This is a genomic window from Rivihabitans pingtungensis (genome assembly GCF_003201855.1).
GTDB lineage: Bacteria > Pseudomonadota > Gammaproteobacteria > Burkholderiales > Aquaspirillaceae > Rivihabitans > Rivihabitans pingtungensis.
This window is the reverse complement of sequence record NZ_QJKI01000011.1, coordinates 1-20,751: the sequence shown is the minus strand read 5'-3', so window position 1 is coordinate 20,751 and position 20,751 is coordinate 1. Positions and strand designations below refer to the sequence as shown.

18 protein-coding genes are annotated in these 20,751 nt (G+C 63.6%); 3 read left to right on the top strand and 15 right to left on the bottom strand.

Translation table 11 applies throughout. The features are described 5' to 3' along the window. Positions 1–205 precede the first annotated feature (205 nt). The 5 genes from DFR34_RS09520 to DFR34_RS09500 form a co-directional block, all read right to left on the bottom strand. Positions 206–1,240 (bottom strand): glycosyltransferase family 9 protein, encoded by a 1,035-nt coding sequence (locus DFR34_RS09520; RefSeq protein WP_110390916.1) that lies wholly within the window; start codon positions 1,238–1,240, stop codon positions 206–208. Continuing rightward, the gene (locus tag DFR34_RS09515) at positions 1,237–2,274 is read right to left on the bottom strand and encodes an NAD-dependent epimerase/dehydratase family protein (RefSeq protein ID WP_170121692.1); all 1,038 of its coding nucleotides are present in this window, start codon (positions 2,272–2,274) and stop codon (positions 1,237–1,239) included. Before DFR34_RS09515 ends, DFR34_RS09520 begins: the two co-directional genes overlap by 4 nt. Positions 2,275–2,286: 12 nt before the next feature. Continuing rightward, a complete protein-coding gene (locus DFR34_RS09510; RefSeq protein WP_110390914.1) occupies positions 2,287–3,576 on the bottom strand; it encodes a nucleotide sugar dehydrogenase in 1,290 nt (429 codons plus the stop codon). A gap of 162 nt (positions 3,577–3,738) precedes the next feature. Beyond that, positions 3,739–4,227 (bottom strand): hypothetical protein, encoded by a 489-nt coding sequence (locus DFR34_RS09505; protein ID WP_110390913.1) that lies wholly within the window; start codon positions 4,225–4,227, stop codon positions 3,739–3,741. A gap of 35 nt (positions 4,228–4,262) precedes the next feature. Next, the gene (locus DFR34_RS09500; RefSeq protein ID WP_110390912.1) at positions 4,263–4,802 is read right to left on the bottom strand and encodes a gamma carbonic anhydrase family protein; all 540 of its coding nucleotides are present in this window, start codon (positions 4,800–4,802) and stop codon (positions 4,263–4,265) included. 133 nt (positions 4,803–4,935) lie between these two features. On the opposite strand from DFR34_RS09500, the gene DFR34_RS09495 reads away from it, so the two are divergent. Further along, the gene (locus DFR34_RS09495) at positions 4,936–6,969 is read left to right on the top strand and encodes a M3 family metallopeptidase (protein ID WP_110390911.1); all 2,034 of its coding nucleotides are present in this window, start codon (positions 4,936–4,938) and stop codon (positions 6,967–6,969) included. 201 nt (positions 6,970–7,170) lie between these two features. On the opposite strand, the gene DFR34_RS09490 is transcribed toward DFR34_RS09495, so the two are convergent. From DFR34_RS09490 to DFR34_RS09445, 10 genes are all read right to left on the bottom strand, one after another. Next, positions 7,171–8,145 (bottom strand): LysR family transcriptional regulator, encoded by a 975-nt coding sequence (locus DFR34_RS09490; RefSeq protein WP_110390910.1) that lies wholly within the window; start codon positions 8,143–8,145, stop codon positions 7,171–7,173. A 175-nt stretch (positions 8,146–8,320) separates the two neighbouring features. Beyond that, on the bottom strand, positions 8,321–11,200 hold the full coding sequence (locus DFR34_RS09485; RefSeq protein WP_110390909.1) for a bifunctional diguanylate cyclase/phosphodiesterase: 2,880 nt from the start codon (positions 11,198–11,200) through the stop codon (positions 8,321–8,323). Beyond that, positions 11,197–12,156: an ABC transporter substrate-binding protein gene (locus DFR34_RS09480; RefSeq protein ID WP_110390908.1), complete on the bottom strand. Its 960-nt coding sequence runs from the start codon at positions 12,154–12,156 to the stop codon at positions 11,197–11,199. The genes DFR34_RS09485 and DFR34_RS09480 overlap by 4 nt, the downstream gene beginning before the upstream one ends. Before the next feature lie 186 nt (positions 12,157–12,342). Further along, positions 12,343–12,930: a protein-methionine-sulfoxide reductase heme-binding subunit MsrQ gene (gene msrQ / locus DFR34_RS09475; RefSeq protein ID WP_110390907.1), complete on the bottom strand. Its 588-nt coding sequence runs from the start codon at positions 12,928–12,930 to the stop codon at positions 12,343–12,345. After that, a complete protein-coding gene (gene msrP, locus DFR34_RS09470) occupies positions 12,930–13,862 on the bottom strand; it encodes a protein-methionine-sulfoxide reductase catalytic subunit MsrP (protein WP_110390985.1) in 933 nt (310 codons plus the stop codon). The genes msrQ and msrP overlap by 1 nt, the downstream gene beginning before the upstream one ends. A 142-nt stretch (positions 13,863–14,004) precedes the next feature. Continuing rightward, on the bottom strand, positions 14,005–15,420 hold the full coding sequence (locus DFR34_RS09465) for a 4Fe-4S binding protein (RefSeq protein ID WP_245906854.1): 1,416 nt from the start codon (positions 15,418–15,420) through the stop codon (positions 14,005–14,007). Then, a complete protein-coding gene (locus DFR34_RS09460) occupies positions 15,417–16,238 on the bottom strand; it encodes an FTR1 family iron permease (RefSeq protein WP_110390906.1) in 822 nt (273 codons plus the stop codon). The genes DFR34_RS09465 and DFR34_RS09460 overlap by 4 nt, the downstream gene beginning before the upstream one ends. Positions 16,239–16,335: 97 nt before the next feature. Beyond that, the gene (locus tag DFR34_RS09455; protein ID WP_110390905.1) at positions 16,336–16,668 is read right to left on the bottom strand and encodes a cupredoxin domain-containing protein; all 333 of its coding nucleotides are present in this window, start codon (positions 16,666–16,668) and stop codon (positions 16,336–16,338) included. A gap of 156 nt (positions 16,669–16,824) precedes the next feature. Beyond that, a complete protein-coding gene (locus DFR34_RS09450) occupies positions 16,825–17,463 on the bottom strand; it encodes an iron transporter (protein ID WP_245906853.1) in 639 nt (212 codons plus the stop codon). A gap of 323 nt (positions 17,464–17,786) precedes the next feature. Further along, complete coding sequence (locus tag DFR34_RS09445) at positions 17,787–18,155, bottom strand: VOC family protein (RefSeq protein WP_110390904.1); 369 nt, start codon at positions 18,153–18,155, stop codon at positions 17,787–17,789. A 382-nt stretch (positions 18,156–18,537) separates the two neighbouring features. On the opposite strand from DFR34_RS09445, the gene DFR34_RS09440 reads away from it, so the two are divergent. Next, positions 18,538–19,593, top strand: a complete 1,056-nt coding sequence (locus DFR34_RS09440) for an adenosine deaminase (RefSeq protein WP_110390903.1) — start codon at positions 18,538–18,540, stop codon at positions 19,591–19,593. Between the two features lie 267 nt (positions 19,594–19,860). Then, positions 19,861–20,697 (top strand): AAA family ATPase, encoded by an 837-nt coding sequence (locus tag DFR34_RS17375; protein WP_211309353.1) that lies wholly within the window; start codon positions 19,861–19,863, stop codon positions 20,695–20,697. The last annotated feature ends 54 nt before the right edge of the window (positions 20,698–20,751 follow it).

Genomic DNA, 20,751 nt, shown 5'->3' with positions numbered 1-20,751 from the left:
TGGCTTAAGACTCAAACGCCATCCAATGCATGAGGGGACACATCGTGTACGGCAGCGCAACGCACGTACTGCGGCGGGGTAAGACCGCAGGCTACGCGTGGCACGCGTCCGCACAGCGGCTGTCGGCGTAGAAAACGAAGAAGTGAGAGGCAAAAGGACGGTCGGCGACACACGGCGAGACCCGCACACAGGCCCCGCCGCGCCGCTACCGAATCTGCCCGATATGCAGCCGCCGCCAAGTGGCGGCCACTTCGTCCACGCTGATGTCGGCCACGGTCTGGCTGGCCGGCTGCAGGATTTTGAACGGCGCGCTGCCGCACGGCGCCCACACCTTGGCGTCGCTGTTGCCGAACAGGCACACCATCGGCTTGCCCAGTCCGGCAGCCAGGTGCATGGCGCCGCCGTCGCTGCAAATCACCGACTGACACACCGACAGGCCGCCAATCAGTTGCTCCAGCCGTTCGGTCGGGTAGGGCAACAGCGGCAGGTTGCGCTCCTGGCAGGCGGCGATGATCTCGCGCGCCTTGCGGTCGTCGCCGGGGTGTTGCGGGTGGTCTTCGTCGCCGGGTGACCAGAACAGCATGAAGGCCGCACCAGTGGCTTTGTTCAGCCGGGCGGCCAGTTCGACAAAGCGCTCGGCCGGCCAGCGCTGGCGGGGTTTGCGCGCGCTGATGTGCAGGCCGATCAGCGGTTTGCGCGGGCCGGGCTCGATATTGGCTTGCACCAGCGCCATGCGCGCGGCGGCGCGTTCTTCGTTGCGGGCAAAGGTGCTGGCCGGCGACAGCTTGCCGCGGCGCAGGCCCAGCGCCGGCAGCAGCTTGAGGATGCGCTCGGCTTCCAGCTGCGGCTTGTTGTCGGCCGGTACGGTGACATCCAGGCCCTTGGTCGGCGCAAAGCCGGCCACCTTGCCGGGCTTGATCATCCGCGCCAGCTTCAGCGCGTGCGCCTGGTCGCCGCCCGAGGGCAGCAGCACCAGGTCAAACTGCTTGGCGCGCAGGCTGCGCATCAAGCGCCAGGTGTCCCACCACACGCGCAGTTTCGAGCGTTCGCTGTGCTTGGCCTTGGTGTAGACAAACACATCGTCCAGCACCGGGTTGTCGTGCAGCGCTTCGGCGTTGTAGCTGTTCACCAGCGCCGCCAGATAGGCATTGGGCAAGGCTTCGCGCAGCGCCGAGAACAAAGGCGTGGTGCACACCAGGTCGCCAATATTGTCGCGGCGGATAATCAGCACCCGCTTCACGCAGTGGCTCCAAACAGTTGCGCATACCACGGTGCGGCGATATCCAGCCCTTCGGCCACGCGGTGTGTCGGCGCGTAGCCCAGCAGGCTGGCGGCCTTGCTGATGTCGGCTTGTGAGTGGCGCACGTCACCGGCGCGAAAATCGCGGTACACCGGCTGGCACTGCGCTGCCTCGGGCCGCCAACGCGCCACTTGCTCGCGGATGGCGGCGTACAGCTCGTTCAGCGTGGTGCGGTCGCCGACGGCGACGTTGAACACTTCGTGGCCCTCGGGCAGCGACGGCGCAGTGGCGGCCAGCAGATTGGCCTGCACGGCGTTGCCGACAAAGCAGAAGTCGCGGCTGGTTTCGCCATCGCCGTTGATGTACACGGTGTCGTTGTTCAGCAGCGCGGCAAACCACATCGGCATCACTGCAGCGTAGGCGCCGTTCGGGTCCTGGCGCGGGCCAAACACATTGAAGTAGCGCAGGCCCACCGCCGACACGCCGTAGGCGCGGGCAAACACATCGCCGTACAGCTCGTTGACGTATTTGGTCACTGCATACGGCGACAGCGGCTTGCCGATTTGCTCTTCCACCTTGGGCAGGCCGGGGTGGTCGCCGTAAGTCGAGCTGGACGCGGCGTAAACAAAGCGCTTGACGCCAGCGTCGCGGCTGGCGATCAGCAGGCGCAAAAAGCCGTTGATATTGTTGTCGTGGGTGTTCCACGGGTCGTCCAGCGAGCGCGGCACGCTGCCCAGCGCGGCTTGATGCAGCACGTAGTCCACGCCGTTCACAGCGCGCGCGCAGGCGTCGGCGTCGCGGATGTCGCCTTGGATAAAGGTAAAGCGCGCCCAGGCGGCGTCGCCCACCAGCTGACGCACTTCGTCCAGATTGCCTTGATGGCCGGTGGAGAAGTTATCCAGGCCAATCACCGTCTGGCCCAGGCGCAGCAGGGCTTCCAGCAGATTGCTGCCGATAAAGCCGGCGCAGCCGGTCACCAGCCAGGTGCGCGGCTGGGCGCTGAGTTGTTCACGCAGGGTGTCGTAAGCGGTCATGGTCATGCCGCCTCACAGACGCCAGAAGCGCAGGCCGGCGGCCTGGGCGGCGGCTTTGTCCACCACGCCCTTGACGTCGATCAGCACGCGGGCGTCGGGCTTGAGCAGCTTCTGGTAGCCGGCGATGTCCAGCGCGGCAAATTCGCTGTGCGCCACGCAGACAATCACCGCGTCGGCCGGGGCCAACTCGGCAAACGGGGTCAGCGACACGCCGTATTCTTCTTCGGCTTCGTCGTGTTCGGCCTGCGGGTCGCACACTTGCACTTGCACGCCAAATTCGCGCAGTTCCTGAATCACGTCGATTACCCGCGAGTTGCGCAGGTCAGGGCAGTTTTCTTTGAAGGTCAGGCCCAGCACGGTGACCACGCTGCCCGCCACCAGGCTGCCGCCGTGGATCATTTCCTTGATGGCGCGCTGGGCGATGAATTTGCCCATGCTGTCGTTGATGCGCCGGCCAGCCAGGATCACTTGCGGGATGTAACCGAGTTTTTCTGCTTTGTGGGTCAGGTAGTACGGGTCCACGCCGATGCAGTGGCCGCCGACCAGGCCCGGCTTGAACTTGAGGAAGTTCCACTTGGTGCCGGCGGCTTCCAGCACGTCCAAGGTGTCGATGCCCATTTTTTCAAACAGGATGGCCAGCTCGTTCATCAGGGCGATGTTGAGGTCGCGCTGGGTGTTTTCGATCACCTTGGCGGCTTCGGCCACCTTGATCGATGCAGCCTTGTGCACGCCAGCAGTCACCACCGAGGCGTAGACGGCGGCGACGATGTCCAGCGTGGCGGCGTCCTGGCCGGACACCACTTTTTTGATCTTGGTGAAGGTGTGTTCCTTGTCGCCCGGATTGATGCGCTCGGGGCTGTAGCCAACGGTGAAATCTTCACCGCAGCGCAGGCCGGAGAGTTTTTCCAGAATCGGTACGCAGATGTCTTCGGTGACGCCCGGATACACCGTGGATTCATACACCACGATATCGCCTTTTTTCAGCGCGCGCGCCACGGTTTCGCTGGCTTTTTCCACCGGGGTGAGGTCGGGCTGGTGGGCGTCGTCTACCGGGGTGGGCACGGCCACAATGTGAAAATCGGCTTCGCGCAGCACGTCGAATTGGTCGGTGTAGACAATCTGGGCGGCGGCCAGGTCGGCGTCTTCCACTTCGCCAGTGCGGTCGTGGCCGGTTTTCAGTTCGGCAATGCGGGTGGCGTTGATGTCAAAGCCGATGGTGCGCGCGTGCTTGCCAAAGGCGACGGCCACCGGCAGGCCCACATAGCCCAGGCCAACCACGGAGATGGTGCGATTGTGTGTCATGCTGAATCATCCTGGCGCAAGCACCGGTTTTGCCAGCGCCACGCCCACTGCGATTGAGAGAAAAAAACAAAAAATCGGGCCGGCGTTAAGGCCGGCGGTGTTGGCGCTATTGTGGCGTGAATCCGCCAGCCACGCCAGTTATGTCATCAGGGTTTTTACTGATCAAAACGGCAGCGGGCAGACCAGCGCCGTGCTGTTCTCGCCATTCACGCCATCGACAAATTGCGCGCCACGTGCCTGCCAGACGCCGTCTACCGCCACTTTGCTATGCTGAAACGCCAAATGTTTGCCCAGTGCGGCCTGCACTTCCAGCGGCGAGCCGCTAAGTTCAATGGCAAACTCGCCCCCCGGCTCGCTCAGGCTGAGCGTGCGCGTCAGCGCGGTGACTGCCACACCGTGCCAGTCGCCACGGGCAGCCACCCCCAGCAGCCAGGTGTCCTCGTTGATGGCCACCCGGTCCGGCGCGGCAAACGCCTCGCGCAGCTCGGCCGGAGCGGCCACCTGCTCGGGCTGGCGCACTTGCGCCGGCTCGCCCTCGCGCTGCCCCAGCGATTGCAGCAATGTCACCAGGGCCGGGCTGGCCTGGCAGGCGCTGGCCACGCTATCCAGCAGGCCATCCAGAGAATGCGCTTGTGCTAAACCACTGAGCATTGCGGCCGATAATAATAAAGTTCGCCATGCGCGCATCACTGGCCTGCCTTGTGCTTATTGGCCAGGCGCACATAGTGTGCGGCGGAATAGCGCAAAAATTCGCGCTCTTCGGCAGTCAATTCGCGCGCCTGCTTCACCGGCGAGCCCACATACAAATACCCCGACGCCAGGCGTTTGCCCGGCGGCACCAGGCTGCCGGCGCCGATGATCACGTCGGACTCCACCACGGCCTTGTCCAGCACGATAGCGCCCATGCCAACCAGCACGCGGTCGCCAATGGTGCAGCCGTGCAGATTGACATGGTGGCCAATGGTGACATCCTCGCCGATGGTCAGCGGCGCGCCGTTGGGGTCTTTGTCGTTCTTGTGCGATTCGTGCAGCATGCAAAAATCCTGCACATTGCTGCGCGCGCCGATGCGCACCGAATTGACGTCGGCGCGGATCACCGCCATCGGCCACACCGAGCAATCCTCGCCCAGCACGGCATCGCCGATGATCAGCGCGGTGTCGTCAACAAAACAGGATTCGGGCAGCTGCGGGTGGATGCCGTCAAACGGGCGAAGATTGCGTTTCATTCAGAAAGACCCCATATCAAAGCGTGGCGTGAACATTCGCTATCATAACCCGAAGCGCATGACGCCGCGCGCCGCCGCGCCGACCGGCGCGGCAATTGTGCCAAACGACTGATTTATTGAAGGATGCCTGAGGATGGATAACCCGCTGCTCGACTTTACCGCACTGCCCCGCTTTGCCGATGTCCGTCCCGACCATATCACCCCGGCGGTGGACCAGGTGCTGGCGAATGCCCGCGCCGTGGTGGCCGCCGTCACCCAGCCCGACACCCCGGCCAGCTGGGACGCCCTGATGGCGCCGCTGGCCGACGCCACCGAAAAAATCAGCTGGGTGTGGGACCCGGTGTCGCACCTGAACGCCGTGATCAACACCCCGGAGCTGCGCGAGGCCTACAACAGCAATCTGGCCAAACTCTCCGAGTTTTACACCGAGCTTGGGCAAAACCTGGCGCTGTTCGCCAAGGTCAAGGCGCTGGCCGCCAGCGCCGACTACGCCGGGCTGAGCGCGGCGCGCCGCCAGATCATCGAGCACCAGCTGCGCGACTTCCGCCTGTCGGGCGCCGAATTGCCCGACGCCGAAAAAACCCGCTTTGCCGAGATTCAGGCGCGGCTGTCCGAGCTGTCGGCGCGCTTTAGCCAGAATGTGCTGGACGCCACCGACGGCTTTGCCCGCTATATCGACGACGTGGCCGAGCTGGATGGCCTGCCGGATGATGTGCTGGAGATGATGCGCGCCGCCGCCGAAGCCGACGGCAAGCCCGGCTACAAGCTCAAGCTGCACTTTCCGTTTTATTTCCCGGTGATGCAGTACGCCAATAACCGCACGCTGCGCGAATCGATGTACCGCGACAACGTCACCCGCGCCTCCGAGTTTGGCCCGGCCGAGCTGGACAACACGCTGTTGATCAGCGAAATCCTGGCGCTGCGCGCCGAAGAAGCCAGCCTTCTGGGCTTTGAGAATTACGCCCAAGTGTCGCTGGCGCCCAAGATGGCCGACAGCCCCAGCCAGGTGATTGGCTTTTTGCGCGACATGGCCGCGCGCGCCAAGCCGTTTGCCGAGCGCGATCGCGCCGAGCTGGAAGCCTTTGCCCGCGAAGAACTGGAGCTGGACGAGCTGCACGCCTGGGATCTGGCCTGGGCCAGCGAAAAACTGCGCGTGGCGCGCTATGACTTTTCGGAACAAGAAGTGAAAGCCTACTTCAGCGAGGCGCGCGTGCTGGACGGGCTGTTTGGCATCATCGGCAAGCTGTTTGGCGTGACCATCGAGCCGACGCCGGCCACGCTGTGGCACGCCGATGCGCGCTTTTGGACGGTGCGCCGCCATGGCCAGCCGGTGGCGCAGTTCTACACCGACCTGTACGCCCGCGAAGGCAAGCGCGGCGGCGCCTGGATGGCCGACATCCGCGCCCGCCGCCAGTTGGCCGACGGCAGCGTGCAAATCCCGGTGGCGCTGCTGACCTGCAACTTCACCGCCCCGGTGGGCGACAAGCCGGCCTTGTTCACCCACGACGAAGTCATCACCCTGTTCCATGAGTTTGGCCACGGCCTGCACCATATGCTGACCGAGGTGGACGAGCTGGGCGTGTCCGGCATCAATGGCGTGGAGTGGGACGCCGTCGAGCTGCCCAGCCAGTTCATGGAGAACTTCTGCTGGGAGTGGGATGTGCTGTCGCACATGACCGCCCATGTGGACAGCGGCGAGCCGCTGCCGCACGAGCTGTTCGACAAGATGCTGGCGGCCAAGAATTTCCAGTCCGGCATGATGACCGTGCGTCAGGTGGAGTTCGGCCTGTTTGACATGCTGTTGCACGCCGAGCTGCAAGCCAAGGGCGAGTTTATGGCGGTGCTGGAGGCGGTGCGCGCCGAAGTGGCGGTCAATCCGACCCCGGCTTACAACCGCATGGCGCACACCTTCAGCCATATCTTTGCCGGCGGCTACGCGGCGGGCTACTACAGCTACAAGTGGGCGGAAGTGCTGTCGGCCGATGCCTACGCGGCGTTTGAAGAAACCGGCCACGCCAACCCGGCGGTGGGCGAGGCCTTCCGCCGCGAAATTCTGGCCGTGGGCGGCTCGCGCCCGGCGATTGAGTCTTTCCGCGCTTTCCGCGGCCGCGACCCGCAAATCGACGCCCTGCTGCGCCACAGCGGCCTGGTCGCCGAGCAGGCATAAGGCGGCCATCAGGCCGCGTGGCGATGTGGGCGCACCAGAAACCGGGGCGCCCACTTTCTATCCATCGACAGGCGCACCTGGTGGCGCAAGGCGCCTTCCTTGCCTGTGTCTACCGAGGTTTTTGTCTCTGGCAACGCGACGCGCCCCTTGAGGGTCACGCGTGCCGACAGCGACATGCTGCCCCCGGAGCAGGAAACGGCTTCAGGCGCGGGCGCGCCGGGGCGTGTGCTCACGGGCGGCATGCAGCGTGCCGACAGTTTCACGAATCACGTCCACCACCTGCTCGCGAAACCAGCGGCCTTCTTCGCCGTGGTGGGCGCGGTCGTGCCACAGCAGATAAAAGCGCACCTTGGGGAACTCCAGCGGTGATTCAGCCATGCACAGCTCACCCAGCGAACAGCAATGTTCGGCAAACAAGCGCGGCGCCGAGAACAAAATATCGTTTTGCAGCAGCACATACGGCGCCAGGCTGAAGTAGGGCACGCTGGCCACTACCTTGCGCTTGAGCCGCTCGCGCGCCAATTGCAGGTCGATCACCCCACGCTGGCCAACGGCATACGGGGTGGGCACCAGATGGTCGGCGTCCAGATAGTCTTGCGGGGTCAGCGTCCGGCCAGCCAGCGGGTGGCTTTTGCGCATCAGGCACACCACATCGTCCTCAAACAGCGGCGCCAGGCGCAGATGCTCGGGCGGGTTGGGCCAGTTGCCAATCACCACGTCCAGCTCGCCGGATTCCAGCGCGCGAGCGTAGTCGTGATCTGGGCCAAACGAGTGCAGCGCCACCTGGGCATGCGGCGCCAGCGCGCGCAGACGCGCCACCAGCCGGCCAATCAGAATGGCGTTGAGGTAATCCGGGGTGGCGATATTGAACACCCGTTGGGAGACGGCCGGGTCAAAGCGTTGCTGGCGCACGCCAATGGCTTCGATATGCGCCAGCGCCTCTTTGACCGGTTCCAGCAGCGCCTGACCGCGTTCGGTGGGAGTCATGCCGTTGCGGCTGCGCACCAGCAGCGGATCGCCGGTGATGTCGCGCAGGCGGCGCAGCGCAGTGCTGACGGCCGGTTGTGATTGATTCAGCCGGCGGGCGGCGTTAGAGACACTGCATTCGGTGAGCAGGGCGTGCAGCACCTGCAAGAGATGCACGTCGATGGATTCCCAGGAGCAGCTGACGGCCATGTTTCCCTCGTGTGGCGCTAATTCGGACGTCTGGGACAAGCAATAAGCGGGCCTTGTCTTTGGGCGCGGGCGGGCGTAACCGCTCACCAAACCTTCCGGACGTCGTTGCGCTGCTTGTATTGGCTGCGGCCGCACGCCTTACCAGAATCGCGGCGCGGGGTTGTGTGAGCGACGCTCAGCCCAGCAGCACGGCGCGCGGCTGGCGGGCCTGGCTGATGCGTTCGGCTACCGCGCCGATGTCGTATTCGGCCATCCAGCGCTCCAGCTCGGCAGCCGGCATGGATTTGGCCAGCCACCAGCCTTGCACATAGCCGCAACCCTTGGCCGCCAGGAAGGCAAACTGGGCGTCGGTTTCCACGCCTTCGGCCACTACGCTCAGGCCCAGCGAATGCGCCATGGCCAGGATGGCCTCGACAATCGGCGCGGCGTGCGGGTCGGTTTCCAGGTCTTTGACAAACGAGCGGTCGATTTTCAGCTCGCCAATCGGCAGGTGACGCAGATAGGCCAGGCTGGAGTAACCGGTGCCAAAGTCGTCGATGGAGAGTTGCACGCCCAGCTCGTCGAATTCGCGCAGGGTGTCGAGCATGGCGTCGATGTTTTCCATCAGCGCGCTCTCGGTCAGCTCCAGCTCCAGAAAAGCGGCCTCTACGCCGGATTGCGCCAGCGCCTGATACACATCGTTGAACAGCCCGGCGTGGCGCAGTTGCAGGGCAGACAGGTTCACCGCCACGGTCAGCGGCAGATCGCGGGCGTGCCAGTCGGCCATCTGCCGGCAGGCTTCTTTCAGCACCCATTGGCCAATCGGCTGGATCAGGCCGGTTTCTTCGGCCAGCGGAATGAATTTGGCGGGTGAAATCCAGCCCAGTGTCGGGTGACGCCAGCGCAACAGGGCTTCCACAGCGCTGACTTCCCGAGTGTCCAGATTCAGTTGCGGCTGATATTCCAGCAAGAGGTCGCCGCGCTCGATGGCGCGGCGCAGGTCTTGCTCCAGCGCGTGGCGTTCTTCTTCGCCTTCCTGCATGTTCGGGTCGTAGCACAGCGCGCGGCTGCCGCCGGTGCGTTTGGCCTGGCTCATGGCCAGCTCGGCGTGCTTGAGCAGGCGCGAGGCGCTCAGGCCGTGTTCGGGGTAGCAGCTGACCCCAACCGAGGCAGCAATTGACAGCTCGTAAGGGCCTACCCGGTATGGCTGGGCCAGCATGCCCACCATCATTTGCCCCAGCTGCTCGGCTTCGCCTGCGGAAACCTCCGGGGCAAACAGGATAAATTCATCTGCCGATTGCCGCGCCACCACCGCCAGTTCGCCCATCACTTCGGTAATGCGTTCGGCTACCCGGCGCAGCAGATCGTCGCCGACTTTATGGCCCATCATGTCGTTGATCGGCTTGAAGCGATCCAGATCGACAAACATCACCGCCAGCTGGCTGTCCGGGGCTGCGCTGTCCAGCCGCGCCTCCAGCCCTTGCATAAAGGCAAAGCGGTTGGCCAGGCCGGTGAGTTCGTCGTGTTCGGCCAGATAGCGCATGCGCTGCTCAGTGGCGATGCGCTCGCTGATGTCGGAGAACAGCGCGATATAGTGGCTGACCTGGCCGTCATCGCCCAGCGCGGGTGCGCAAGACAGCCACACCGGGAAGGTTTCGCCATTGCCCCGGCTCATCCAGTGTTCGCCCTGCCAGCGGCCATCGCGTTGCAGGGCATTGAGCATGGCGCTGTTGCGCGGGTCGCGGCCGCGCTCGAAGGCGGGGAGCACGCTGCCGGCCAGCGTCACCGTATCCTGGCCGGTATGCTGCACAAAGGCCGGATTGACCATGCACACCCGGAAATCCGGATCGGTGACCAAAATGGCCTCGGAGCTGCTGTCGTACACCGCCGCCGCCAGTCGCTGCTCGATGGCCGCTTGCTTGCGCTCGGATAAATCGCGCAGCAGGCACCAGCCGCCGCGCCGCACGCCCCGGCTGTCGGCCAGACGCATGCATTTGGTTGCCACGGCCGCTGGCTCGCCGGCAACGGTGAGCAGCTTGAGTTCGAATTCGTCGGTGTAGCCACGGCTTTCCAGCTGTTCACGCATCGGGCCGTTCCAGTCGGCGCGGCTGTCGTCATCCAGCAGGCGATGAAATGCCCGACCCACCAGCACATCCTGGCTCAGTCCGGCCAGCCGCCGGAAGGTGGGATTGGCGTCCACCACATCGCCCATTTCGTCGATCAGCACAATGCCGTCCAGGCTGGATTCAAACAGGGCGCGGTAGCGGGCGGAGGATTCCGCCATGGCCATTTGCTGGGCAGCCAGTTCGCGCTGGTGAGTGGCCAACTGGCCGGCCATGTCGTCCACCGCATGCGCCACTTGCGCCAGCTCGTCACGGCCGGGCAGCGCCATCCGGGTGGACAAATCGCCATCGCGCAGGCGGCCAATGCCGGTCAGCAGGCGCTGGATGCGGCGATTGAAAGAAAAATGGAACAGCAAATAAATCACACTGGCCATCAGGGCAATGGCCAGCCAGTCGGTGAGCGCCGACAGCAGGGAATCCCGCCCGGCCATCTGCTTGGCGCGCTCCAGATCGTAAAGCATCAGCAATACGCCTACCTGGCTGGAGCGCAGCTCGCCGGGTTCTGGGGCAAACAGCAGGCGGGTTTGCGCCACCACCCAGCGGCCACCGGGCGCCAGCCGGATGCGGCTGACGTCAGAAGTGCGGGCATAGCTCAATGCCTCGGGCAGCGCGCCGGGCACTTGCGAGAAAGGCGAGCCCACCCACTCGAAGCGGTTGGCGGCACGCACCACACCGTCGCCATCCACCACCAGCAGCATGCGCACGTCGGCGTCGGCGCTGGCCATGGATACCATGTGCTGCACGGCGGGCAAATCGTCGGTCAGCAGGCTGTCGGCAATCAGGCCGTGCAGTTGATCCAGTTTTTGGGTGACTTGCCCGATGGCCTGCTGTTCGATGCGTTGTCGGCCCTGATAAAGATTGTGTCCCACCGTCAACGCCAACGTGCCGGTCAGCATGACCAGCAGCGTCAGCGGCAGCGCCAGCCGCAGCGAGAAGCGGTGAAACACATTCATCCTGGCAAATCCTCGACAATCCTGCTATCTAGATGGTTGACCGGCTCAAGTGGCCGGTTGATCAGGCCCAGCTCGCGCATCCCCAGGCTCAGCCGGCCAAATACCGGCGCCAGCCCGGGATGTGCGCCCAGCAAGGCGCTACGGTTGCGGGTGATGTCTTGAAACTCCAGCAGGCCCAGCGCCTCGTCCAGCATGCGTGGAGACAGTTTTTGCCGGTGGGCCATGGTCAGCATGGCCAGCGGCTGCCGATCGGCTACGCGGCCAACGCCGTCAAACCAGGCCAGCGCCAGCGCCTGCAAGGCCTTGCCATGCTGCTTATGCTGCTCTTCGCGGTACACCAGCACATCGACAATCTCGCCGGGCATGGCACGACTGTCGAACAATACCTCTCCACCGCGCTCGCGCAGATGCGCCAGCACCGGATAAAACGTCACCACGGCATCCACTTCGGCACGAGAAAACGCACTTTCGTGTTGATCCAGCGGGGTGGGGACGATGCGGACGTCGTGCACCGACAAATCAGCACGTTGCAGCGCCCTCCCCAGCAAATACGCGCCAACCGCCAGGCTTTCCACACCGATGGTTCGCCCCTTGAGTTCGCTCAGCCGGCGGATGCCCGGGCGCGCCACCAGCGCATCCGCACCATCCGAGGTATCCAGCACCAGGCCAATGCGCAGGCTGTTGTCGTTTTCGGCCAGACTGATGGCTTCATCCAGCGTGACGGCGGCGGCTTCGATGGCCCGGCTGCGAAAGGCGCTGAGCACCTCGCTGGCCGAAGCATATTCCACCAGCCGAACGTTCTCGGGCAGGCTGCCAGCCTGACGTGCCACATAAAAGGGCTCATAGCCCAGCCAGATATTGGTGCCCACCCGTAGCGGCGCTTCGCCGCCAGGGGCGCAGGCCACACACAGCAGACACAGGCACAGCAACAGCCAGCCGCGCAGGGGTTGCAACATGAGGGGAGCGCCAATCGCAGTGTAGTCTGCGGGATTCTACTGTAGTCTTTGGCCGAATTTCCAATATTTAAGCCAGTTTGGCGTGCAGGGGTCCACACATTTCATGCAGTATGAGTGCCTTGCCGCGCACGGCATCCATCCAGACGCCAGGCCGGCCACGCGGGCCGGATGCATCCGGCCAGTGGCCTAACGCCGGCGCTGCCCCCAGCGCCACACCCGCCAGCCCAGCAACACCGCCAGCGCCAGCGCGTACAGCAGCGGCTGGGTGAGGTCTTTTTTCACCAGCCAAAAATAATGCAGCACCGCCAGTGCCGCCGCCGGATACACCAGCTGGTGCAACTGCCCCCAGCGCCGCTTGAGCCGGCGCATCCAGCCATCAGTTGAAGTGATGGCCAGCGGAAGCAGCAGCACAAACGCCGCCATGCCGACGGTGACAAACGGCCGCTTGAGCACATCGCGCCAGATCGCCGCCGCCTCCAGCCCCTGATCCAGCCAGACATACAATACGAAATGCGCCACGGCATAGGCAAAAGCCGATAACCCCAACAAACGACGCACACGCAGCCACGCCGCCCAGCCGCTGAGCTGCCGCAAGGGGCTGACCGCCAGCGTCGCCAACAGCCCCGCCAGCGCCCACGTGCCCGTGCCTCGGGTCAGAAACTCCACCGGGTTCACCGCCTGCGGCAAGCGCCAGCACAGCGACACCGCCGGCAGCGCGCACCCCACCGCCACTGTGGCTTTCAGCGCCCAAACACGCCAATCACGCGCCGCCATCAAAAAAACTTCCGCAAATCCATGCCGCGATACAGCCCCGCCACCTGCTCGGCGTAGCCATTGAACATCAGTGTTTTGCGCTTGAGAAACTCGCCAATCCGCCGCTCGCTGGCCTGGCTCCAGCGTGGATGATCCACCTCCGGATTCACATTGCTGAAAAAGCCATACTCGCGCGGATTGGCCTGCATCCAGCTGGTCAGCGGGGCTTTTTCCACCAGCCGGATGGCGACAATCGACTTGATGCTCTTGAAGCCATACTTCCACGGCACCACCAAGCGCACCGGCGCGCCATTCTGCCGAGGCAACACCTCGCCATACAAACCAAAGGTCAGCAAAGTCAGCGGATGCATCGCCTCGTCAATGCGCAGCCCCTCGCGATACGGCCACTCCAACACGGGCTGGCGCTGGCCAGGCATCTGCTTGGGGTCGTGCAGGGTGACGAACTCGACAAACTTGCCCGCCGCCGTCGGCAGCACCTGCTTGAGCAAGGCCGCCAGCGGAAAGCCAATCCACGGAATCACCATCGACCACCCCTCAACACAGCGCAGCCGGTAAACCCGCTCCTCCATCGGCGCCAGCTTCATCAGCGCATCCAGATCAAACGTGCGCGGCGACTGCACTGCCCCCTCCACCCGCACCGTCCACGGCGAAGTGCGCAAACTGCCGACATTCACCGCCGGATCCGCCTTGTCCACGCCAAACTCGTAAAAATTGTTGTAGCGGGTGATGTCCGACAACTTGTTCAGCGGCTCGTCAGTAGACAGCGGGCTTTTCTGCGCAGCCAAACCCGCCTGCGCCGACTCCGCCAACCACGGCAAAGTCGCCAGAGCCAGCCCGGCCTGCATGAAACGCCGACGGTCACGGTAAACCTCCGGCGGGGTGATCTCGGAAGGAAGCGGGGCGGAAGGATCGGGGAGATGGATGAGGGGCATGATCGGGCTCCAGAAGCACGGCGGCGCGGCAGAAGAGGACAATGCCATTCTGTCGCGCCAACCAGACAAAACCTTACGCGCCGCCATGGCACGTAAGGTTACGTTTGGAGAATAGCCCACACGCAAGGTTCCGCTTATCTGCTTACCACCACCAGAACATCCACCCCCAGGCCATGCCCACCCAGGCCAGCGCCGCCAGTATCGGCAGGCAGGCCAGGGCGCGCCGGGCCCCGTGGCTCCATTGGCCGAGGATGCGCCAGGCCAGCCAGGCGGACCAGGCGCTGGCGGCGGTGAGCAGGGTCAGGCGCAGGGTGTTGGCCCAGTGCATGTCCACGCCTTCGGCCTTGAGCAGGGTGACGGTCAGCGCCGACAGGCCGAGAAACACGCCGCAGCCGGCCAGCGGAATCAGGCTTTGCGCCAGGTGATGCAGGCGCTGGCGACGCCAGCCGCCGGCCAGCGCGACAGCCGCCGCCAGGCACAGCAGCAGGCCGCCGCCCATGGCCAGTGCGGTCAGCGCCACGTAGGCCAGCAGGCTGGCGCCGTCCAGCCAGGAGAATACGTCGTTGTATTGCGGGTAATGGGTGAGCAGCCACCAGGGGATGTCGGTGTCCAGCGGCCAGAGGATGTCGTGTTCGATCAGCCATTCCGCTGCGCCCTGCTTGAGGGCGACAAACCACGGGCTGACCGTCCAGTGAAACGCGCCGATGGCCACGCCCAGCAGGCCAAACACAATCAGCGCGGTTTGCCAGCCGTCGGCTTCTTTGGCGGCCACCCGCAGCACTTCGTCGGCGGGCGAGCGGGCTTGCAGCTGGATGGCGTCGCGGTGGTCGCTACAGCGGCCGCACATATGACAGCCGCTGCCGCCCTGCATATGGCGCAGGGGTTGCAGCGGCGCGCAGTTGACCGCGCTGTGCGTGTGGTGGGCAGAGGCGGCCCAGCGGGCTTCGTCCACCCGGTAGGCCATCGGCGCCAGTTTGGCCAACAGGGCGAACACGCCATTCACCGGGCACAGATGCCGGCACCAGGCGCGCTTGCCCTTGGTGTACACCCAGCCCACCGCCACAGCGGCAACGGTGGAGCCGCCCAACACCAGCAGCGCCGCTTGCGGGTATTGATAGACGCTGACCATCTGGCCATACACCGTGGTCAGCACAAAGGCGACAAACGGCCAGCCGCCCCAGCGCATCCAGCGCGGAATCGGCCGGCCCAGGCCTTTTTGCGCCGCCCATTCGGTCAGCGCGCCTTCCGGGCACAGCACGCCGCACCAGATGCGGCCAAACAACACCATCGACAGCAACACAAACGGCCACCAGATTCCCCAGAACACAAACTGGGCGAAGATGGTCAGGTTGTTCAGCATGCGCGCGCTGTCGTCCGGCAGCGGCAACAGCGCCGGAATCACCAGCAAGGCGGCGTACACCAGCACCACCGCCCATTGCAGCCGACGCAGCAGCGTGGCGTGGTCGCGCAGCCAGCGGCCCACCGTCGCCAGCCGCCCGGTGGATGGGGCTGGGGCGGCGGGCATGGCCAGGATGGGGATGACCGTGCGCGCTTTCATCGCGTTGCCGCCTGCCGTTTGCCGCGCGCCATCAGCGTCGCCATGGCCAGCCAGAAGCCGGCGTAGGCCAGCACGCTGGTCAGTGCCGGCTGGGCGCGATAGCCCACCAGCGCCGCCAGCACGCCGCCGGCGGGGGACATATCATCAATCAGCGCGCTGCTGTCCCACACCGGGTCGAGCAGGGCGGGCAGGTAGTCCATGGAAATCAGTTTTTCTACGCCAGACAGAAACAGCGAAGCGCCCAGCAGCAAGAGCAAAATCTCTGTCACCCGGAAAAACAGCCGCCACGACAGCACACGCCCCCCCAGTTGCAGCACATAAAAGGTCAGCAAGGCCAGCGCCAGCCCGCCCAGGCCGGCCAAGGCCAGCGGGGCGCTGTCGGCGGCGCTGGCGTTGCTCAGGCTGCCATACAGAAACACCACGGTTTCGCTACCTTCGCGGGCAATGGCGATGGCCGCCAGCGCGGTTACCCCCCACCAGTTGGCCTGTTCGGCGCGCGCGGCCAGGCCGCTTTCCAGCTCGCGCTTGAGCGTGCGGCCATGGGCCCGCATCCACAACACCATCTGCACAATCAGCGCCGAGGCGACAAACACCATGCCCGCCTGAAACGCATCCTGCGCCGCGCCCATCCAGCCGCTGGCGACAAACAGCAACACCGCCAGCGCCACTGCCAGCAACAGGCCCAGCGCCACCCCGCCCCACAAATAGGGTTTGCCAGAACGCCCTTGCGGGTTCTGGTTCATCCAGGCGTGCAGAATGCCCACCACCAACAATGCCTCGACGCTTTCACGCCAGACGATAAACAAAACCTGTTCCATGCTTGCGCCCTACCTGCTGCGCGCTCAGCGTCGCTGACACACCCCATTTTGCTGTCGCTTGCCCGTCAGGCAAGCGGCGCCGGGTGGCGGGCGGCGCTTATTTGGCGACGATCACGCCTTGCGCGGTGTTCATGTGAAATTCGTCAAAAAACTTGTATTCGCCCGGCGTCAGCGGCTGGATCACCACCGACGATTGCGCGCCGGGGGCCAGCACTTTTTCTTTGCGCAGCTGAGTGCTTTCAAACTCCACCGGCGTCTTGCCGGTGTTGACGATCTCCAGCCGGAACTTCACCCCGGCCGGGGCCTGGATGCGCGCCGGGTTGAGCACGCCGTCCTTGAGCTCCAGCCGCAGGGTGGGCATGTCCGCCGCCTGTGCGCCCAGACAGGCCGCGAGGCCCAGGCCGCCAATCAATAAGGATGCAAATTTCATTTGTGTGCCCTCCGGTGCGGCGCATCAGGGCGCGCCGCGCGGCGTCAAGCGGTCAATCGAAACTCAGGCTTACCCACACCGGCGCAGCGCCCCTGGCTGGGCGCGCTGCCGCAGACAGTCGCCCCAACACGCCAGGATGCGGTGCTGAATAGCGCCTTAGTAGCCGCCTTTTTTGCCAATGCCGGCAAACGCAAACTCATAGCTCAGCTCAAACGGCTTGAACCACGGGCCCACGCCAGTTTCCTTGTCCACATGACGGCCAAAGTGGCCGTGCGGGTTTTGCGAGGGTGGCAGCACGGTGAGCTTGAGCTGATACTTGCCCGGCCCTTGCAACTTGATGTTGTCGCCGTAGTGCGGGCCATCGTTGGCCACCATCGGCATCATGTCGCCCTTGATCACTTCCTTGCCGCCCACCTTGCTGATTTCGTACTTGATCAGCAAATACGGCATCCAGGCGCCTTCTTCAAAGCCGTTGGGGTTGTTTTTCACCGCGTGGATGTCGGCTTCCAGATGGATGTCGGAATCTTCCGCCTTGCGCATCATGCCTTCCGGTTCCATTTTGGTTGGCTGCAAATACACCGCGCCGATTTCCATGCCGTTCTTGATGGCCGGTTTGCCGATCGGGTATTCCTTGGCCAGTGCGCTGGCGCCAGCCGAAGCCAGCAGCGCGCCCAGAATGAGTTGACTTGCAAAGTGACGCATGGCGTAGCCTTTCTTGGACAAGATAAAAATCATCATCTGACGCATGTGGCGCGGCGCGTGGGCGCGCATGCTGACAACGCAGTCAGTAAACATGAAAATCATTCTCGTGTATCTTACTTGATAAGTATTTTGCTTTTCAATATAAGACGCACTCTCAATAACTAGAAAAACTAGCTCCTTGCTGCACAGGCTGTGTCGGAAACCGTCTCATGTTGCACAGCAGCAATTTACGCGCCAGGCGCACAAGCGCGCTCTGGCGTGTCCCCAGCCAACCGATTTGGCGGATGATGTCTGCTTTGCCACAGCCGCTAAGCCACAAACCGACAACGCCGCCCGGCAATGCCATCGGTGGCCCACGCGCAAAAAAGCGGCAGGAATGCGCCCGCCGCTGTGTTTTGTCCGTCTGTTTGCCTGACTCACATCGCCGGCACAAACACCCGCAAGCGATGGCCGTCCGGGTCGGCGGCGGTCATGGTCAGGCCAAAGTCCATCTGCGTCGGCGGCTGAATCACCTCCACACCCAGGCCACGCCAGCGCGCCCAGCAATCGCGCAGCGCGGCTTCGTCGGCCAGCGCCGCCGCCAGCTCAACGCTGCCGGGCTCGGCCGTTACCGCCGGGGCCACGCCTTCGCGCTGCCACAGGCCCAGCTTCAGGCCGGACGGCAGCACAAACATGGCGAAGGTGGCTTGGCATTCCACCGGCTCGATACCCAGCAGCGATTGATAAAACCGTGCGCTCACCAGCGGGTCGGCAACGGCCAGGATGGTCATGTCGGGGGACAGCATGGGCAAACTCCTTGTCACAGTCAGGTTCAGAATCATCCGCGTCAAACACCGCCACACGGCTGTGTTTGATGTCGTGACTGTGATGGTAATACCCCCCTACTGACAGCATGGTGTCAGGAGTGTGCCAAGCCCCCATCTGACATGCCGCCGCACACAACTCACGCCGCCCGGCAACACCTCACACACGGCGCGCCGCCAGCCGCGCCTTGCCGCCGTGGGCGCATATACTCGCTATTCCGATTACCGATGCGTCGCCACCGCCAGCTTGTTGCATACTTGCCAGCGCGCACACCCTGCCACCCAGCCGCGTATGGCCGCAGACACGACAACGCCCCAAGCCCAGCCGGAGCGGCTGAGCCACGCCCCATCTTGAGGAACCCCCATGACCCCCGCCATCGACCCCGCCCTGCACCTGGCGCTGACCATGCCCAAGGCCGAACTGCACGTGCATATCGAAGGCACGCTGGAGCCCGAGCTGGCCTTTGCCCTGGCCCAACGCAATGGCATTAGCCTGCCCTACGCCGACCAAGCCGCGCTGGCCGCCGCCTACAACTTTGACAGCCTGCAATCGTTTCTGGATCTCTACTACGCCTGCGCCGACGTGCTGCGCACCGCCGACGATTTTCGGGATTTGATGCTCGCCTACCTTGAGCGCGCCGCCGCCGACCATATCATCCACACCGAAATCTTTTTCGACCCGCAAACCCACACCGCGCGCGGCATCCCCTTCGCCACCGTGCTGGACGGCCTGGAAGACGGCCTCAAACAAGGCCGGGCGCGCTGGGGCATCAGCGGCCGGCTGATCTTGTGCTTTTTGCGCCACCTGAGCGAAGAAGACGCCCTGGCCACCCTGGCCGAAGCCGAACCGCACCTGGCGCGCATCGACGGCTTTGGCCTGGATTCCTCAGAACAAGGCAACCCGCCCAGCAAATTTCAGCACCTGTTCGCCCGCTGCCGCGCACTGGGCAAGCCGGTGGTGGCGCATGCCGGCGAAGAAGGCCCGCCGGACTACATCATCCAGGCGCTGGACCTGCTGGGCGTCAAGCGCATCGACCACGGCGTGCGCGCCAGCGAAGACCCCGCCCTGCTCGCCCGCCTGGCCGCCGACGGCGTGGCGCTGACCGTCTGCCCGCTCTCTAACCTGAAACTGCGCGTCTTTCCCGACATGCACGCCCACACCCTGGGCCAACTGCTCGCCGCCGGGGTGAAAGTCACCCTCAACAGCGACGACCCCGCCTATTTTGGCGGCTACCTGAACGACAACATCCGCGCAGTGCAAGCCGCGTTTCAATTTGACGCCGCCACCTGGAAACAACTGGCGAAAAACAGCTTTGAGGCGAGCTTTGCCAGCAAGGCGAAGAAGGCGGGGTGGGTGGAGAGGGTGGAGGTGTGGTTTGGGGGGAGGGAAGGACATGATGGGCAAATTTTATGCCAATGAACCACTTGGAAGTGCATGAGCATATCTCTAGAGAAAAGTTTGAATAGCAGTTTTCTCATTCTGTGAAAGCAAGCAATCGACAAAGTCTTGATTTGCATATTTCTGACGGTTGAACGGCAGCTTTCAGGCTGGAGTAGTTGCCAATGAACTAATCCCTGCGGCAGAGCATCGGCTCGAGCGGAAGTTAATGCCCATGTGCTATTATCATTACTGCTGGCTAGCAACGAATGGTCAATGATGTGAGCTCAGTCAGTCACTCAGATATTTTTGGAAGAAAAACATGACGCTATTAGCACAAATTCTCAATGGTCGAATTCAAGCCTCAAACCCTGGCAACAGGACGCTGTGCGGCGCCTTTTCCAGAACACCTTGGACAATGGAGCCCTCGACGATCTCTATGCGATGCTAAAGAGCAGCGTCGGACTGGTGGACCCTTATGGCAGAACACCGGCACCACTCTGTCAAGACCATCTGCCTGTAACGGCTGCCAAGAATGATGCCGCAGTCTTAGTTGCACTGAAGGACATAAGGAATGTCAACAGGCTGGCCGCCAATCAGAACCTTAACTTTTCTAAACAGGGCGTCACCGTTATTTATGGAGCTAACGGCGCTGGAAAATCTGGCTACTCTCGCGTGCTGAAGCGCGCTTGCCGGGCACGCGATGTCAGCGAGGATGTGAGACCGAACGTGCTCGACAAATCTAAGGCCACCGCAATCCCCGAAGCAAGCTTCGATATTGAGCTCGGAGCGAAGCCGGTCACCGTCAATTGGAAGAAGAACGGGCATGCCCCGGTCGAACTTGCCACCATTGCGGTATTCGACACGCACTGCGCGCGCTCTTACCTCGACTTGCAGCAGGAAGTTGCATACCTGCCTTATGGGCTGGACGTCGTGGAGAACTTGGCACGAATCGTTTTGCCGAGAATCACAGAAAAACTGAACGCGGAGATCGCTGCAACGCCAACCACGAAGGAGGCGTTCAGCCATTTGGCGCGACCTACCAAAGTATCCGAGCTTATCGATTCGCTAGAGCATGTTCTGAACCATCCCAACAACATCAGGAAGGTGCGGCAGCATCAACATGGCAAACGCCACGTAATGTAATCCAGCCAGCGTCTGCGGCAGCTTCTCGTAAGCTCTGGCCAAACGCCGGAAGCG

Bases quoted from the DNA above. Each gene is read 5' to 3' on its own strand.
- DFR34_RS09515 (WP_170121692.1), bottom strand. From the start codon at position 2,274: ATGACCGCTTACGACACCCTGCGTGAACAACTCAGCGCCCAGCCGCGC.
- DFR34_RS09510 (WP_110390914.1), bottom strand. From the start codon at position 3,576: ATGACACACAATCGCACCATCTCCGTGGTTGGCCTGGGCTATGTGGGC.
- DFR34_RS09505 (WP_110390913.1), bottom strand. From the start codon at position 4,227: ATGCTCAGTGGTTTAGCACAAGCGCATTCTCTGGATGGCCTGCTGGAT.
- DFR34_RS09500 (WP_110390912.1), bottom strand. From the start codon at position 4,802: ATGAAACGCAATCTTCGCCCGTTTGACGGCATCCACCCGCAGCTGCCC.
- DFR34_RS09495 (WP_110390911.1), top strand. From the start codon at position 4,936: ATGGATAACCCGCTGCTCGACTTTACCGCACTGCCCCGCTTTGCCGAT.
- DFR34_RS09490 (WP_110390910.1), bottom strand. From the start codon at position 8,145: ATGGCCGTCAGCTGCTCCTGGGAATCCATCGACGTGCATCTCTTGCAG.
- DFR34_RS09485 (WP_110390909.1), bottom strand. From the start codon at position 11,200: ATGAATGTGTTTCACCGCTTCTCGCTGCGGCTGGCGCTGCCGCTGACG.
- DFR34_RS09480 (WP_110390908.1), bottom strand. From the start codon at position 12,156: ATGTTGCAACCCCTGCGCGGCTGGCTGTTGCTGTGCCTGTGTCTGCTG.
- msrQ (WP_110390907.1), bottom strand. From the start codon at position 12,930: ATGGCGGCGCGTGATTGGCGTGTTTGGGCGCTGAAAGCCACAGTGGCG.
- msrP (WP_110390985.1), bottom strand. From the start codon at position 13,862: ATGCCCCTCATCCATCTCCCCGATCCTTCCGCCCCGCTTCCTTCCGAG.
- DFR34_RS09465 (WP_245906854.1), bottom strand. From the start codon at position 15,420: ATGAAAGCGCGCACGGTCATCCCCATCCTGGCCATGCCCGCCGCCCCA.
- DFR34_RS09460 (WP_110390906.1), bottom strand. From the start codon at position 16,238: ATGGAACAGGTTTTGTTTATCGTCTGGCGTGAAAGCGTCGAGGCATTG.
- DFR34_RS09455 (WP_110390905.1), bottom strand. From the start codon at position 16,668: ATGAAATTTGCATCCTTATTGATTGGCGGCCTGGGCCTCGCGGCCTGT.
- DFR34_RS09450 (WP_245906853.1), bottom strand. From the start codon at position 17,463: ATGTTTACTGACTGCGTTGTCAGCATGCGCGCCCACGCGCCGCGCCAC.
- DFR34_RS09445 (WP_110390904.1), bottom strand. From the start codon at position 18,155: ATGCTGTCCCCCGACATGACCATCCTGGCCGTTGCCGACCCGCTGGTG.
- DFR34_RS09440 (WP_110390903.1), top strand. From the start codon at position 18,538: ATGACCCCCGCCATCGACCCCGCCCTGCACCTGGCGCTGACCATGCCC.